Below are 16,168 nucleotides of genomic sequence, written 5' to 3'. Positions count from 1 at the left end.
TATTGATTAAAATAAAAAAGAAGCCCCCACTAACCTTCTCCCATTGAGGGGAGGTTGGTGGGGGCTCTGTATTTATGAGTTGTCAGTGCAAAAGCACTAGTTTGCCGGACTATCTAAATTGATCACGATGGGATAAACGCCTTCGTAACCAGGATAAACACCTTCCAGTTTTATACTGCCAGAAGCACCTTCCAGCGCCTTGCGCAGGTCATCAACGGTATTTACGTCTTTGCCATTGGCTTTAGTGATTACATAACCTTCCTGAATTCTTACTTTACTTAACAAGCCACCCGAACCAATTGATTTCACCATTACACCACCTTTAACGCCTGCTTCTTTCGCATCATCCTTGTTCAGGGTTTCCAACTCAGCGCCTAATTTATCCAGCACAGAAGTTTTAACTACATCAGTGCTACCGGTTTTATTTTTCAGGACAATAGAAGTTGTATACTCCTTGCCACCACGTTGGTAGGTGAGGGTGATCTTGTCACCGGGGCGATAAGTAGCGATCTGGCCAATAAGGTCGGCGCCACTTACAACAGGCATATTATTGACCTTGGTAATAACGTCGCCTTTTTTGATCCCGGCAGCTAATGCAGCACCACCATCACGAACGGTCATTACATACACACCACCATCATCCTTGATACCGTTTTGTTTTTTCTCATCATCGCTGATGTTATCTCTCGGATATTCAATACCCAGATAAGCTCTTTGTACGGTTCCGAATTTAATAAGGTCAGAAACAACCTTTTTTACGATATTAACCGGGATGGTGAAGGAATAACCGGCATAAGCACCTGTAGGAGAAGCTATGGCTGAGTTAATACCAACCAGCTTGCCGTCAGTGCTGATGAGCGGGCCGCCACTGTTACCGGGGTTAACAGCCGCATCGGTTTGAATGAATGATTCAACCGGTGAGTCGCTCTGGCGTTTGTTTATTTCAAGCGTTCTGCCTTTAGCACTTATGATACCAGCCGTTACGGTTGTTTCCAGTGTCAAAGGATAACCAACTGCGAGTACCCACTGACCAACCTTTACTTCATCAGAATTACCATATAACAGGAAGGGTAAACCTTTTGCTTCGATCTTTATCACAGCCAGGTCACTGCTGGGGTCAGCGGCGATCACTTTGGCTTTGAAAGATTTTTTATTGGTAAGCATCACGGTAATATCATCTGCACCGTCCACTACGTGGTTATTGGTAACAATGTAACCATCTTCACTGATAATGGCGCCGGAGCCGGAAGCCATTTGCGGAATAGAGCGGGTGCCGTTGCCAAAGAAATCATCCAGGTCGGGGAACAGATCACCAAATGGATTATTCCGGGGCAGGTTATTACTTACTGTACGGGTAGCTTTTGTTTTAATGTGTACTGTAGCAGGAATAGCGGCTTCAGCAGCGGCTGAAAAATCAGCCGGACCTGTTGATCCATTTATTCCGTTAAAGCCGGCATAATTTGCCGGTATTTTTCCAGTATCGCCACTCTTTTGATAAACGTACGTGCCATCATGGCTAAAATGGTTAACACCCCACATGGTCACTCCGGTAGTGGAGGCGCTAATGAGCACAATAGCCAGAATTTGTTTCCACTTCATAATCGTTATAAATTTTATGAGATTTTATAGTTGTTTCAAAATACATGCCTGACAACAACAAATTTAACGTCAGGAATTAATGCAAACCTGTGTTGATAAGTTGGTTTAACAATTAATTTACTAAAGTCTTCGTACTTCGCTTCTCAAATTTACTAAAAGTAAGCTGGAAACGCCAGAAACCTCCCTTCCGCCGATGGAAAGTTAAAAATTATTATAGGTAATTGCTTATGATTACATGTAATTTTTCCAGGCAGATTTGCCAGTTTTTCACAATTCCCGCAAAAATTTCATGACATCAACGCCGTCCGCATAATCGGTAAGCGATGGTTGCTGCGCCTGACCAAAAGCAAGGTGGTTTTTTCCAACTATACACTGTACATCGGCATTCTCAGCAAGCGAAGCTTCTACCTCCGCTGGGTTTTTATAGAACTCATAATTCAGCTGACTGATGGGGGAGAACAGTTCCTTGCTTTCAGTGAGTAAAATACTTTGGTTGCTCATGTAATACTGCTTGTTAAGCAGCAAAACAGCCAGCATATAATCGTAGTTATGCCTGTATTTATGCATGTCGCCGAGATAGTCGTATTTTTTGAAGGCATTTATCAGGGGAAGAAAATCATAATTTTCAGGCACGTATAATTTGGTCACATTACGGCAACCCAGCCCAAAATACTGGTATACATCATCGGCCAGTTTATCCAGCTCGGCAGGCGTTTCTTCCCCGGTTAATAGGGCCACCGAGGTGCGGTTGCGGCGAATAATATGCGGGTATTTGCTGAAGTAATAGTCAAAATACCGGGCAGAATTATTGCTGCCGGTAGCAATATAAGCATCACAGCCTTTTAGCATTTCGGAAAAAGTCACCAGCTGACGGGTGGTTTCATCCCACACGTACAGTTGCTGTACCAGGTGTTTAATGAGTACCTCGTCTTTGGAAGAAGGCTTTATGGTTTGCCGGTGACCGGTAATGAATACGCATAAAAAATCGTGAAAACCAACCAGTGGTATATTACCGGCCATAACAATACCTACGTTTTTGGGCGCGGCGTTCTCGGTGGGAAGGTTGTATTGTTGGGTCCAGGCGGCCAATTTATCGTTTTGTAAAAAGGCAAGGGCAATATTTCGGGTAGCCGTTTCAATAAATTCGGGGGTGAACCAGCTGTTCTGCAAACTGGCTTTCAGCTTGGCTGCCTGCCAGTTATCGTTATCCTGTAAAATATATTCACCTAACCGGTTCAATAAAACGAATCGTTGTTGTAAATTCATTACGCCTTATATTTGTCGTGCAAAAATAGTTGTATTCATTTCACGAGCCTGCAAGCAGGCAGGTTTAAAATTCAGCAAGTTATGGCAATAAAAATCACCGAAGAATGTATTAACTGCGGCGCCTGCGAACCCGAGTGCCCAAATAATGCGATATATGAAGGTGGAGTAGAATGGAGAGTGGCAGACGGTACTACAGTAAAAGGATCATTTGTATTATTGGATGGAACTTTAATTGATGCCGATACTGCGAATGCGCCAATTAGTGTAGATACGTATTATATCGTTCCGAATAAATGTACAGAGTGCCAGGGTTTTCATGAAGAGCCCCAGTGTGCAGCAGTTTGCCCCGTTGACTGTTGTGTACCTGATGAAATGTATGTTGAAACAGTGGAACAGTTAATGCAAAAAAAGGAAAAACTGCATGTCTAAAAAGGTGCGGACAGCCAAATAAAATTTTGATTCTGGCTGATAATTTCCCTACCTTTCTGTTAGAATAGTAATGTAGCCTTAGTGCTACTTGTAAGTGGCGGGTGATATTTCCCGCCGTATTGAGGTGAAGGATTAACGACCTTCACCTTTTTTATTGTTAAAAATCCTCCTTTTCCCATTCTTGCCGCTTTTTGCCTGGCTTTCCCTCATAAATACCTGCCTGGGTAGTTTCGGGCTTCCATCCCTTTTTCGTTTATTTGCTAAAAATTTTCCAACCTTACATGAAGCCCAATATTGCCTTTGTTACCGGTGGGTACTCTACTGAAGCCGTTATTTCCTATAAAAGCGCGCTTACTATTGAAAAGAATGTTGATACAGACAAGTTCAACGTTTATAAAATAGATATCACGCCTGAGAGCTGGTTCTACCAGTCTGACAAAGGCGAAAAAATAGCCGTTGACCGCCAGGACTTCTCCCTGACCATTGATGGTAAAAAAATATCATTTGATGCGGTATTGATCGGGATCCATGGTACCCCGGGCGAAGATGGAAAATTACAGGGCTATTTCGACCTTACCGGATTGCCCTATACCTCCTGTGATTCAGCGACTTCTGCACTAACTTTTAATAAAAGATATACGGTAGCCGTAGCGGCTTTTGCTGGCATAGATGTTGCCAAATCTGTACATATTTTTAAACACAGTCCGGTTACCCCGGCGCAGATCCTGAGCCAGCTAAGCCTGCCCGTGTTTGTAAAGCCCAATAATGGGGGTTCAAGCATTGGTATGAGCAAAGTGAATGCGGCTGCAGACCTGGCTGGCGCTTTGGAAAAAGCATTCAAAGAAGACGATCAGATACTGGTAGAAGAGTTTATCGCCGGCCGTGAATTCACCATCGGGGTGTTTAAATCAACCAAAGGCATTATTACCCTGCCGATCACAGAAGTGAAATCGAAAAAAGATTTCTTTGATTATGAAGCGAAGTACCAAGGCTTAAGTGAAGAAATTACCCCAGCCCAGGTTGATGAAGTGATAGCAGAAAAGGTTCGCAGCACTGCCAAAAAGATCTATGAGCTGTTTAATTGCCGTGGCGTGGTACGGATTGATTTTATCTACAACGAAGCCAGACAGGCTGCGTATATGCTTGAAATAAATACCGTACCCGGGCAAAGCGAAGCAAGCATTGTTCCGCAACAGGTACGTGCCATGGGGTGGACGTTGAAGGAGTTTTATTCAGCACTGATAGAGGATGCGTTGACGAGGAGGAAGAGTTGATAAGTTAACTAGTTGATAAGTTAACTAGTTGACGAGTTAACGAGATAGAAGAAGGTTAGGAGGAAGAAAGTAGGAAGTTGATAGGGTTGATAAGGTTGATACAGTTGATAATGGTGCGACATGCTCGCGAGCCATCTTTGCCTTTTGCCCTCTGCCTTTTGCCTTTTCACAATTGACGAACAATAAACAAACAAATACTACCTTGTTTAAATTCATGACAGGGAAACCCCTTTGGGTACACATACTGACAGCTTTAGGCATTATTGTACTGTTGATAGTTGTGTTCCTGCAATCGCTTCACTGGATTACCAGGCATGATAAAACCCTTACCATTCCTGCCGTAACTGGTAAATCGTATGCAGAAGCCCGGAAAATACTGGAAAGCAAAGGTTTTGAAGTAGAGTTACAGGATTCAATTTATAACGATACCGCAAAGCCTTTATCGGTATTACGCCAGTTTCCCGATGCGGAAGCAGTGGTAAAAGTGAATCGTACGGTGTATCTTACCATCAACAAATCCATAGCACCGCTTATTGAAATGCCCAACCTGGAAGGGTTGAGCTTTCGCAGTGCAGAGATTTCGTTGAGCCAGTATTTGCTGAAACTGGGAGATACAAGTTACCGGATGGATTTTGCCAAGAACTCGGTACTGGAGCAACAATACAATGGCGAGCGCATAAAAGCAGGTACAAAAATCCCGCAGGGAAGTAAGATCACGCTGATACTGGGTAGCGGATTGGGCCATGAAGATTTTAGTGTACCTGATCTGGTTGGGTTAACTTATAACGATGCTAAAGTGTTATTAGAGTCGAATGGGTTGAATGTAGGAACTGTTATCCCCAGCATTGATTCAAGCGCTTTTGTTGGCCGCCAAAGCCCGGAACACAACACGCCCGATGGCCGCATAAACCGTATTCGCCAGGGGCAGTCGGTAGATCTGTGGCTACAGCGAGATAAACCGGTAAAAGCAACTGTTCCGGAAGTACCTCAACAACCTTAACAACAATAAATAATTTAAATAGCTATTATGCAAAACATAACTCCGGAAGAAGTAAAAGAACGTCTTGACAAAGGTGAGCAATTAAACCTGTTAGATGTGCGGGAACCCCATGAACGGGCAGAGTTTAACATTGGTGGCATTCATATTCCCCTGGGACAGGTGATGATGCAGGCAGATGAGTTGGAGAACCTGAAGAACCAGGAAGTGATCGTGTACTGCCGCAGCGGTAACCGCAGCGGACAAGCCGCCATGATACTGGAGACAATGGGTTTTACCAATACCAAGAACCTGAGTGGCGGAATGCTGTCATGGCAGTCGAAGTTTGGTCAATAGGCATTACGCAAGACGCAAGTGAGGTCTGTATCCCTGATTTTTTAAATTTTAATCAATATCACCTGTGTTTAAGTTCATTACCGGAAAACCGCTTTGGGCAAATATCCTGTTGGGTATTGGCATTTTGCTTGTCTTGTTTTTTATTTTTTTACAGTCGTTATCCTGGATCACCCGGCACGATAAAACGCTGGCCGTTCCATCAGTAACTGGCAAATCGTATGACGAAGCCAAAAAGATCCTGGAAGGGCAGGGGTTTGATGTAGAGATACAGGATACGGTGTATAATGATACTGCTGCATTGTTATCGGTGGTAAAGCAATTCCCAACTGCCGAATCAAAAGTAAAGATGAACCGCACGGTTTATCTGACCATTAACCGCGATGCAGCACCGGATATCGAAATGCCCAAACTGGTAGGGCAAAGTTTCCGCAGTGCACAGATCACGCTGCAACAGCAGAAACTGAAACTGCAAGACACTATTTATAAGAATGATTTTGCCACCGACCAGGTACTGGAGCAGCTTTACAAGGAGCAGCCGATAAAAGAAGGCACCAAAATACCTATGGGTAGTGGTATTACACTGGTGATAAGCCGTGGTACGGGTACCGTAGACCAGGAAGTACCAGATCTGTTTGGAATGACATTAAACGAAGCAAAGGTTATCCTGGAATCGAACGGATTAACGTTGGGTACTATTCAACCTACAGGTGCCGATCCAAATGGATATGTATACAAGCAGGATCCTACCCGTTTAACCATCAGCGGTAACGTAAATAAGATAAAACAAGGGCAGTTTATTGATCTGTGGGTACAAACAGATAAGCCGGTTCCCGGTGACAGTACGGCGCAAGGACATTAGATTTGAGGTGTTTGGGAAAAGCGTTTTTTAGGAGTAAATTTGTAAAAACCATTAAAAATGGGTGCTCCATCATTAGATAATGAATTTATGCAGTACTGGTCAAAACTAACAGTAGTGGAAAAGGAATCACTACTGAATGTGGCCAGAAATTATGTTTTGCTAAAAGAGGAAGAGGCTGATCTGACAGAATTAAGACGCAGTATTGTTCATGAAGAACGTGAAAAGTATCTTAAAGGAGAGGGTAGATCATATAGCTGGGAAGAAGTAAAACAAATGGCAATAGATAAAGAAAAAAGGAATGCCTTATAAGATTGAGATCAGACCGTTAGCCAAATTAGAAATTTTTGAGGCGTATGATTGGTATGATGCTCAAAGGGAAGGATTAGGATTGGAATTCCTCGAAGAACTCGAAGCTTTTTATAAAAGTTTAGATCGCAATCCCTTTTCTTACTCCTATTATGATGAGCCCGTTCGTCAAGGTAGATTGAAGCGATTTCCTTACACTGTAGTATTTGAAGTAATAGATTCAAAAATTGTTATTTACAGTGTCTTTATGATTCGGCAGGACCCCTCAAAAAAGCGATCGATGTAATTTAAAACATAAGTAAAGAACCCCTGACGTTTACGGCGAGGGGTTCTTTGCTTATATATGCTTTTTATTTCTTACAACTTCACATTCAGTCCCACCATGAAATTGGTGCCGGCCATGGGAAAGTAAAAGTTTTCGGTAGTTACTGAACCGCCATACTGGTAACTGTAGGTATAACCATTGGGTTCATACTTTTTATTGAAAACATTGTTCACCTGGCCAATGAAGGTGATGTCTTTAAACAGGGATTTATGCAGCGTATAACTGATCCGCGCGTCCTGTACATAATACGGGTCAAGACTGCGTTTTTTGTTGGAAGTATTGTCGAGGTACTGCCGGCCAGCATATTTTGCCGGCAAACTGATCTCTACATTGTTGCAGGGAATAAAATTCAACATGCCCGATGCAATGATCGCAGGTGAAAAGGCAATGTCGGTATTGCCATGCGGAACGGCTTTTTGACCGCCATTATCATAGTCATCGTAATATTCGGTAAAGTTCCTGATCTGGTTTTTACTGAACGTAATATTACCCGCCGCATTCAACCAATGCGTGAAACGCATGGCGCCCTGCAATTCAATACCCATTCGATAGCTGTCAGGAACGTTTGTACGGGTATAAGAACCCACATTATTGATCTTGCCGGTTAATACCAACTGATCCTTATACATCATATAATAAAGCGTAGCGCCCCAGTTGTATTCGCTGGTTTTCTTTTCTACGCCTAGTTCAAAATCATGCAGCTTCTCTGGTTTTGGTTGCTGGTTAATGCCCGCTTCAAAATCATCGCGGTTAGGTTCTTTATTACCTTGCGAATACGAAGCGTACAACTGGTAATTGTTCTTTGAGTAAGCAAGACCAACTTTGGGGTTGAAGAAATTCCAGGTATTATGCAGCAGTAAGCCGGGGTTATTTTTAAAGCCGCCAATGTAATACAGTACGCGACGATATTGCAGATCAACAAAGCCCTGCAGGTGACTGGTCAATTGTAACTGGTATTTGGCATAAGCGTTCACATCGGTTTTATACGCGTCGTTATTATACCATTGATAATTGGTGGGAATGCCGCCAAATTGCGACCAGATCACATTGCCATAGTGTTTGCCATCATAGCGGTTCCAGCCACCACCCACAATCAGCTGGCTGATATCATTTTTATATTGAACCGAAAATACCTGTCCGTAGAAATAGTTATCCAGCCATTGTTGCTGAACCAGGTCGGTTGCGCTGATCGTGTCTGCACCGACAACCGGGGCGTTCAACCCATAATCGCTATAGGCAATTACCGGTTTGTATTCTTCATAATAACCCTTGCCACGCGTTAACCAGAAGGCGGTATTGAACGTCAGCCTTCCATTGAGATCATGGTTGATGAACAACTGGTAATGGTCCTGTTGGTAATTATCGGTTTGATTGGCGTACGTGAAATAATTATACTTTCTGGGCTCAGCTGAAAACAAATTAGTTGAATCCTGTGGCGTAAAATACAACGAGCCAACGTTATTGTTGTAATGATTTTCGAGATCAGTTTTGCTGCCGCGCAATTTGGCTTCAGGAATACCATTCCAGGCCTGGTAGGTTTTTTCATTGCCGGAAAATACATTCACGCGAACAGAAGTGTTCTTGTTTATATAGGCGCCTGACAAATAAAACGACTTCAACGAACTGCTGGCCCGGTCAATAAACCCATCGCTCGATACTTTTGAAATGCGGGCATCGAGCGTAAAGTGATCGTCGATCAATCCACTACCAGCTTTAACCGTATGTTTCCAGGTGTTGAAGGAACCATAGGTATTATTTATTTCAGCATAAGGCGTCGTATTGGTTTCGTTGGTGCTTAAATTAATAGTAGCGCCAAAAGCGCCACCACCGTTCGATGAAGTACCCACGCCGCGTTGCACCTGTATACTGTTTACAGATGAGGTGAAATCGGGCAGGTCCACAAAGTAAGTGCCCTGCGATTCCGCATCGTTATAAGGAATGCCGTTGAGCGTAACGTTGATCCGGGTTGCATCACTACCCCTGATGCGAATAGCCGTATAACCAACGCCATTACCGGCATCGGAATTTACTATTACTGAGGGTGTTTGATTTAAAATGAAAGGCAGGTCCTGTCCCAGGTTGAGTTTTTCAATATCTTTTTTAGAGAGATTGTTTTTGGTGAAGGGCGCTTTATCGCCGGCGCGGGTTGATTTTATTTCAACCGGTTGTAAAAAAAGATTCATTCGCTCCAGCTTCACATCTAGAGTATTACCCGAGGCAACAGCCTGATTTACTGCCTGAAAACCTATTGAAGTAACATGCAGGGTATAATTACCCGGTTTAATTTTCCTGAACTCAAACGATCCGTTTTCGGTGGTAAGCGTTGACATTCCATTACTCAATTCTACTGTAGCGGAGGCAATAGGAGTTGAGGATGCAGCATCTGTTACTTTACCGCTGATCTGTGCAGTAAGACTATGAGTCAATAACAGGTAGCAAATCCCCAAAAGCATTTTTTTCATTTGTATCATGTTTGTTGAAAAAATGATTTAAGAGAAATGCTGCGAAAGTGAAGTGTAGACAAATACGGAGCTACCTTCCCTGCGCAGGCATTACCCTGATCAGGTTCTACGGGTCTGTTCTCAGCCTTACCGCTGTTGGCGGGAAAGCACCCCGGGAAACTGAAAATCTCTGATTTTTAAAAGAGTCTGCAAAGATACGAACATTATTTTTTTAAGAATATTGTAACATCTGGGTATCGTTATCCGTCACACCAGCATATGAGTACTATGAAAAAGCATCTTTTAACTCCTATATTATTATTAATCAATATCATGGCTATTAGCCAGGAGAAAATTATATATGATGCCAATGCCGAAAAACGTGAAGTAGGCAGCTTTCAGAGTATCAGGGTGTCTGATGGCATCGATCTGTATCTTATTCAAAGCACAGAGGAAGGGTTGGTAGTAAGTGCTACAGAAATAGCTCAACGCGACAAAATGCGGACTGTTGTTGAAAATGGCGAGTTAAGGATATTTTTAAATGGCGGGGGATTTAACTGGAAAGGCAGGAAGTTTAAGGCGTATGTGTCGGTAAAGACGCTTAATAAATTGAGGGCTACAGGCGGAAGTGATATAATTATTCAGGGAGAATTGAAGCTTGATAAATTAAACCTGGAGTTAGCAGGCGGAAGTGATTTTAACGGGCAGGTAGCTGTGACTGATTTAACGGTTGATCAAAGTGGGGGCTCCGATGTTCATATGAAAGGGAGTGTTGTTAATTTAAGAATAGATGCCCACGGCGGCAGTGATTTCAAAGCGGAGGAGCTGGTTGCTGAATATGCTATTATAGATGTAAGTGGTGGAAGCGATGCCACTTTAACGGTTAACAAAGAAATGGCAGCTGAAGCCAGTGGCGGCAGTGATGTGAAGTACAAGGGACATCCCGTGATCAAATATAAATCAGCTACTGGTGGTGGTAGTGTTCGAAACGTGGATAAGACATTATCGATTTAACATATTTATTATTTAGACATCTTTAAAGAACTCTTCCGGTTTTATATCCAGGCCATGCAATAATTTCAGGAAGGTGCTTAAATACATATCCCCACCGGATTCATACCGGGTCATGGCGCTTCTTGAGATATTGATTTCATACGAAAAGCTTTCCAGTGTTGTTCTTGCCTGGCGTTTATTCTTCAATGCTTTCCCGATTTTGTTTAACATCTTCTCTGTTTCGGCAGCTGATAATTCCTGGGCTATGGGCCTCCGTGCTGACGGTCTAGTTTTTCGCATGTACGCAATTAAGATAGGATTCCCTTATTTTAAAACCCTTGAATAGGGGGCGCTAAGATAAATGTCTTATAATAAATGTCCTTAAAAAAGTACAGCAATGTAAAAAAATAGTAACTTCATTGACAGGTAACCGTTGTTAGTAATGGTTGATTTATTTAATATCAACTATGCTATACTGTTTGCGATAGATACCTTATCTCCACGCTGGCACATCAGACTACACATAACGCTTAATTCCGGAAAGGTATTGGGGAAGTATTGTTCCCCCGATGATGTTCGATGTAAAAAGGAAAGGCGATGACGACCCGTCCCTGTGGGGCGGGTTTTTTGTTTTTGGGCAGAATATTTTCTAAAAGGGAAAAGTTTCTTTTTAAAAAGGAGGAACGATATTTTCAATACAAGAAGTTTCTACTTAAAAAGAAGAAGTGTTTACTCAAAAACAAGAACTGTTCATTGAACTGGTAGAACCTCTTTTTCAGTCAGAAGAAGATTCCTTTTAATGACATGGTCAGGTCATATAATGGATCGTTTGGGTAAATGAAAGGAATAGTCGGGTATTTTAAAAACCGGAACTGCTTTTTGAAAAACAGAGTCTGGTTTTAGAATAAAGTGAACTGTTTTTTCAATAACAATTCTTGATTGAATGGATTGATAGAGTAGGGGCATAAAAAAAGGCCTCTTTTCAGAAGCCTTTCCTAAGTTGCGAAGGGTGGGATCGAACCACCGACCTTCGGGTTATGAGCCCGACGAGCTACCGCTGCTCTACTTCGCGATGTATTATTTTCAAATATCGCTACTTAATTCACGATATAAAGTTTTCTTTTTTTATAAGAACTAATCCGAATCAACCTCTTTTTCACGCCTAACCTCTTCATTTCCACCCTTTCTTCACCAACCCTTCTTCGTTAATTGGGTTGCAAAGATAAAGGTATATATGTTTGCCACCAAACTTATTTTAATCTTTTACCTTTGCAGGAATTTTAAAATTGATGAAAGCGGGTTTTGTTAGCATATTCGGACGCCCCAACGCGGGCAAAAGCACTTTGCTCAACGCTCTGATGGGCGAAAAGCTGGCTATTGTGTCGCCTAAAGTGCAAACTACCCGCCATCGCATCAAAGGCATTTTAACAGAACCTGAGTACCAGATCATCTTTTCCGATACTCCCGGCATCATTGAACCAAAGTACAAACTTCAGGAAAAAATGATGCACGCGGTAAGGCAGGCACTGGAAGATACCGATGTGGCCCTGCTGCTGGTTGATGTGAACGAAAACCATGAAGAGGTAAATACCATTTTCGAGGCATTGCGACTAAAAGTGCCCGCCATCATTGTGATCAATAAACTGGATGAAGCGTCTGAGGCAAAAAAGAAAGAAGTGTTCGAACTGTATGGGGCCAAACCCTATTGCAAAGGACTGGCAGGTATTTCGGCCCTTAAAAAAACAGGGTTGAAAGAACTGTTAGATGCCATCCTGAAATTTCTCCCCGAAAATCCGCCCTTCTTTGAAGGCGATGAAATGACCGATCTGCCCACGCGCTTTTTTTGCGCGGAAATGATCCGGGAAAAGATATTTTATTTATACCAGGAAGAAATACCTTATCATACAACCGTTATTGTGAATGAGTTCAAAGAGAAGTCATCACTCATAAAAATTGCTGCTGATATAATCGTGAACCGGGAAACGCAAAAAGGCATTTTGCTGGGCGTTGGTGGTAAAATGATCAGACAATTGGGAACGGAAGCAAGAAAGGATATTGAACAGTTCCTTGGACAAAAAGTGTTTCTGGAACTGTTTGTTAAAGTGCGGCCAAAGTGGCGCGATAATGAGTACATGTTAAAAGAATACGGCTATCACTAATAATTTTTAGAGCAACATTATGGCAGGTTTTACAGTAGCAATAGTTGGAAGGCCCAACGTAGGGAAAAGCACCTTTTTTAATCGCTTGCTTGAAGAGCGTAAAGCAATCGTGGACGATGTAAGCGGCGTTACCCGCGACCGGCAATATGGTGTGGCCGAGTGGAATGGTAAATCATTCAACGTTATAGATACCGGTGGTTTTGTACCGCAAAGCGAAGAGGCTTTTGAAAAAGAGATCAATAAACAGGTAATGATCGCTGTTGAGGAAGCGAACGCCATGTTATTCATGGTTGATGCCGCCACCGGTATTACCGATCTCGATGAATCAATGGCCGATGTATTACGTCGTACCGCCAAACCGGTGTTCCTGGTAGTTAATAAAGTAGATAATCACGAACGTCTGCTGGAAGCTACCGAGTTTTATGGCTTAGGCTTCGATAATATCTTTTTCCTTTCTTCCATGAGTGGCAGCGGCACGGGCGAATTGCTCGATGCGGTGGCTGATTTAATTACCGAAGACGATGTGGCTGCCATGGAAGCCGAAGGCGCGCTTCCTAAATTTGCCATCATAGGTCAGCCGAATGTAGGCAAGTCATCCTTGCTGAATGCGCTGATAGGGAAGGAGCGTACTATTGTAAGCGACATTGCCGGTACTACCCGCGATACCATTCATACTCATTATAATTTATTTCAGAAGGAATTTGTGCTCATCGATACTGCGGGTCTCCGCCGTAAAACCAAAGTGCATGAAGACCTGGAATTTTATTCCGTGATCCGGGCTATTAAAGCCATGGATGAGGCGGATGTATGTCTGCTGATGCTCGATGCCGAAAAAGGCATTACGCAACAGGACCTGAGTATCTTTAATTTGGCGTCGAAGAAGGGCAAGGGTATTGTGCTGCTGGTAAATAAATGGGATACCATGGCGAAAGAAACCAATACCGCCCGGGATTATGAAAATGAATTGAAGAAGCGGATCGCGCCTTTCTCCGATGTGCCCATCCTCTTCATTTCTGCCCAGGAAAAAGTGCGTATTCATAAAGCGATAGAAATAGCACTGGAAGTGTATGAAAACAAACAACGTAAAGTGCCAACTTCTGAGTTGAACGATATCATGTTAAAGGCAATTGCTTCTTATCAACCGCCGGTTGTCAGGGGTAATCCTATTCGCATTAAATATGTAACGCAGTTGCCAACGCAGGTGCCGTCGTTTGCTTTCTTCTGTAATTTCCCCGATGATGTAAAGCAACCTTACAAGAACTATCTCGAGAACCAGTTACGCCAGAATTTTAACTTCACCGGCGTACCGGTACGTTTATTCTTTAGAAAGAAATAATACTTCGATACATCAGCAAAAGCCCCGATAGCAGTAGCTCGTCGGGGCTTTTGCTTTACCGAAGTGAGTACAAAATTGTATCCCTGTTAGTTCAGATTTATATCACACTAACAAATATTCGAAAAAATGATAATTTTTATTTGGATGGAATAATTTATTCTTTACCTTCGATTTACAAGGCTCTGTAAAGTGGTATAAACTTTACTGGTATGAATAGTATAAAACTGTTGCTTAATTGGCAACCACTGCTTCTTTTTGCACTGCTTGTGTATATTCCTTCCTTTTCTCAACTCCGATGGGATGGCGAAGCCGGAGACGGCCAATGGATGACGGCCCGAAACTGGTCCGGTGATGTTCTCCCGGGTATTACTGATGATGTTATTTTAGATAATGCATTGATGACCGGCAGCTTTACCGTCACCTTACCTGGCGGCAATAGCAGCGTACAAATCAGATCGATCACTATTACTCCTGGTTCAGGCAATACCATTGAATTGATCCTGCCTGTTACCAATTTAGCTACGCCAGCATTTAAAATGTCCGGTGCGGTGTATGGAATGGCGATCGGGAATGGCGGCATCTTTAAAAATGCCTCCGGCGCCGATAACGGTTCGCCAATTGAAATAGCCGATTCGCTAAAAATTTATAATGGCGGCCGGTATATCCAAAACAGTTCCAGCAGCCATGCGCCTGTTGTAGCGGTACTGTCAAAAGCGACAGGTACGGAAGAAGGGATATTTGAGTTTGACATTCCTTCCGCATCCAACACCATTTCACTGAGTGGTAGAACCTATGGCAAACTGGTATTTTTATCCAACGCAATGAATGGCACCATTACCTACACCGCTTCTGGCACCAATACGATTACTGTAAAAAGCGATCTGCAGGTAGGGGCCGGCGTAACGCTTAGCTTAAACTTAGCCGATACGCTTTTTATAGAACGTGATCTCATTCAACAGGGTGGAACCATCAACCTGGGTAACGCCGCCCGTAAGCTGGTAACCGTGATTAACAGGCATCTTGTACAATCTACCACAGGGGTAATTGGTGAAACAGGAACGGCTCTGCCTGAATTGGTATTAGGCGGCACCATCAATCAGCAGATAGATTGTAAAGGCATTTTAAAAGATAATGTTGCTGTAAAAATAAACAATGCAGCAGGCGCCACGCTTACATCCCCGTGGTCATTACCTTATAAATTAAGCCTGGTGAATGGGAAAATAACCACCTCGGCTGTTGATCTGCTTCGGCTGTTGCCTGGCTGTAGTATGGTGGCTGACAGCACTTCTGAAAACAGCTTTATCGATGGTCCGCTGAGAAAAGAAGGGCTGTCCGGCGTCGCCGGGTTTTTATTTCCTGTTGGAAAGAATAGAATTATGCGCTGGCTGGAATTGAAAAATGTCAGCGGTAATTTCAATGTGGAGTTTTTTGACAGCAATCCTGTACAAATTAGTAATACCTATGGTTCCGGCATTGTTCAACTTTCGCCAACTGGCTATTGGACTATTAAAGGAGATGCCAGTCCAGCGCCTTCCGCCTCCGTTGAATTATCTTTTAATGGGATCAGTAGTGGAATGGGGACAGATCTTTCTTTCGGAAGGGTAGCCAAACTCAGTAACAACGTTTGGATGAATTACGGGAATACCGCTTTTACCGGTACTGCTGGTTTTCGTGGTTCAATAGTAAGTAACACAATAACCTCCTGGAGCCCGGTAACTGATTCTTTTGCGTTAAGTGGCAATGTACAGGCTAATGGCCCGCTTGCCCTGGTTGATGACACCATGCCGCATAACACGGTTACAACCATCAGTAATGGCGGCCCGAGAATACAGTTACTGGCCATTACTT

Annotated in this window: 15 protein-coding genes, 1 tRNA gene and 1 riboswitch; of the genes, 11 read left to right on the top strand and 5 right to left on the bottom strand. The window is 43.0% G+C overall.

The genetic code is table 11. The features are described from left to right. Positions 1–96 precede the first annotated feature (96 nt). The gene (locus tag ACJ751_RS07600) at positions 97–1,599 is read right to left on the bottom strand and encodes a trypsin-like peptidase domain-containing protein (RefSeq protein ID WP_407744838.1); all 1,503 of its coding nucleotides are present in this window, start codon (positions 1,597–1,599) and stop codon (positions 97–99) included. 267 nt (positions 1,600–1,866) lie between these two features. Further along, positions 1,867–2,865: an acyl-CoA reductase gene (locus ACJ751_RS07595; protein ID WP_407744837.1), complete on the bottom strand. Its 999-nt coding sequence runs from the start codon at positions 2,863–2,865 to the stop codon at positions 1,867–1,869. A gap of 81 nt (positions 2,866–2,946) precedes the next feature. On the opposite strand from ACJ751_RS07595, the gene ACJ751_RS07590 reads away from it, so the two are divergent. The 7 genes from ACJ751_RS07590 (at position 2,947) to ACJ751_RS07560 (ending at position 7,352) form a co-directional block, all read left to right on the top strand. Beyond that, positions 2,947–3,294, top strand: a complete 348-nt coding sequence (locus ACJ751_RS07590) for a 4Fe-4S dicluster domain-containing protein (RefSeq protein WP_407744835.1) — start codon at positions 2,947–2,949, stop codon at positions 3,292–3,294. A gap of 281 nt (positions 3,295–3,575) precedes the next feature. After that, entirely contained in the window at positions 3,576–4,568 is a 993-nt protein-coding gene (locus tag ACJ751_RS07585; protein ID WP_407744834.1) for a D-alanine--D-alanine ligase, read from the top strand. A 214-nt stretch (positions 4,569–4,782) separates the two neighbouring features. After that, positions 4,783–5,568, top strand: coding sequence for a PASTA domain-containing protein (locus ACJ751_RS07580; RefSeq protein WP_407744832.1), 786 nt, complete (start codon positions 4,783–4,785; stop codon positions 5,566–5,568). Between the two features lie 27 nt (positions 5,569–5,595). Next, positions 5,596–5,901, top strand: a complete 306-nt coding sequence (locus ACJ751_RS07575) for a rhodanese-like domain-containing protein (RefSeq protein ID WP_407744830.1) — start codon at positions 5,596–5,598, stop codon at positions 5,899–5,901. Positions 5,902–5,965: 64 nt separating this feature from the next. Beyond that, the gene (locus ACJ751_RS07570; protein ID WP_407744828.1) at positions 5,966–6,760 is read left to right on the top strand and encodes a PASTA domain-containing protein; all 795 of its coding nucleotides are present in this window, start codon (positions 5,966–5,968) and stop codon (positions 6,758–6,760) included. Positions 6,761–6,817: 57 nt separating this feature from the next. Then, positions 6,818–7,069, top strand: a complete 252-nt coding sequence (locus tag ACJ751_RS07565; RefSeq protein WP_407744827.1) for a hypothetical protein — start codon at positions 6,818–6,820, stop codon at positions 7,067–7,069. Further along, positions 7,059–7,352 carry a type II toxin-antitoxin system RelE/ParE family toxin gene (locus ACJ751_RS07560; protein WP_407744826.1) on the top strand — a complete coding sequence of 98 codons (294 nt, stop codon included), beginning with the start codon at positions 7,059–7,061 and terminating at the stop codon, positions 7,350–7,352. Before ACJ751_RS07565 ends, ACJ751_RS07560 begins: the two co-directional genes overlap by 11 nt. A 71-nt stretch (positions 7,353–7,423) precedes the next feature. Here ACJ751_RS07560 and ACJ751_RS07555 read toward each other — a convergent pair whose 3' ends face one another. Beyond that, positions 7,424–9,853 carry a TonB-dependent receptor gene (locus ACJ751_RS07555; RefSeq protein WP_407744825.1) on the bottom strand — a complete coding sequence of 810 codons (2,430 nt, stop codon included), beginning with the start codon at positions 9,851–9,853 and terminating at the stop codon, positions 7,424–7,426. 58 nt (positions 9,854–9,911) lie between these two features. Further along, positions 9,912–10,017, bottom strand: a riboswitch (TPP riboswitch). 103 nt (positions 10,018–10,120) lie between these two features. On the opposite strand from ACJ751_RS07555, the gene ACJ751_RS07550 reads away from it, so the two are divergent. Next, a complete protein-coding gene (locus ACJ751_RS07550) occupies positions 10,121–10,846 on the top strand; it encodes a head GIN domain-containing protein (RefSeq protein WP_407744823.1) in 726 nt (241 codons plus the stop codon). Between the two features lie 12 nt (positions 10,847–10,858). Here ACJ751_RS07550 and ACJ751_RS07545 read toward each other — a convergent pair whose 3' ends face one another. Together ACJ751_RS07545 and ACJ751_RS07540 are read right to left on the bottom strand one after the other, a co-directional pair. After that, positions 10,859–11,056 carry a helix-turn-helix domain-containing protein gene (locus ACJ751_RS07545; RefSeq protein ID WP_407744822.1) on the bottom strand — a complete coding sequence of 66 codons (198 nt, stop codon included), beginning with the start codon at positions 11,054–11,056 and terminating at the stop codon, positions 10,859–10,861. Positions 11,057–11,825: 769 nt separating this feature from the next. Next, positions 11,826–11,897 (bottom strand) — tRNA-Met (locus ACJ751_RS07540). A gap of 217 nt (positions 11,898–12,114) precedes the next feature. Here ACJ751_RS07540 and era point away from each other — a divergent pair. The 3 genes from era to ACJ751_RS07525 all read left to right on the top strand — a co-directional run. Then, complete coding sequence (gene era / locus ACJ751_RS07535) at positions 12,115–12,984, top strand: GTPase Era (protein WP_407744820.1); 870 nt, start codon at positions 12,115–12,117, stop codon at positions 12,982–12,984. 19 nt (positions 12,985–13,003) lie between these two features. Continuing rightward, entirely contained in the window at positions 13,004–14,320 is a 1,317-nt protein-coding gene (der, locus tag ACJ751_RS07530; protein ID WP_407744818.1) for a ribosome biogenesis GTPase Der, read from the top strand. Between the two features lie 209 nt (positions 14,321–14,529). Then, a partial coding sequence (locus tag ACJ751_RS07525; RefSeq protein ID WP_407744816.1) for a hypothetical protein occupies positions 14,530–16,168 on the top strand: 1,639 nt, incomplete at its 3' end.

The organism is Niastella sp. (assembly GCF_045805085.1).
GTDB lineage: Bacteria > Bacteroidota > Bacteroidia > Chitinophagales > Chitinophagaceae > Niastella.
The sequence above is the reverse complement of the archived record's forward strand: the minus strand, read 5'-3'. Positions and strand labels throughout refer to the sequence as shown.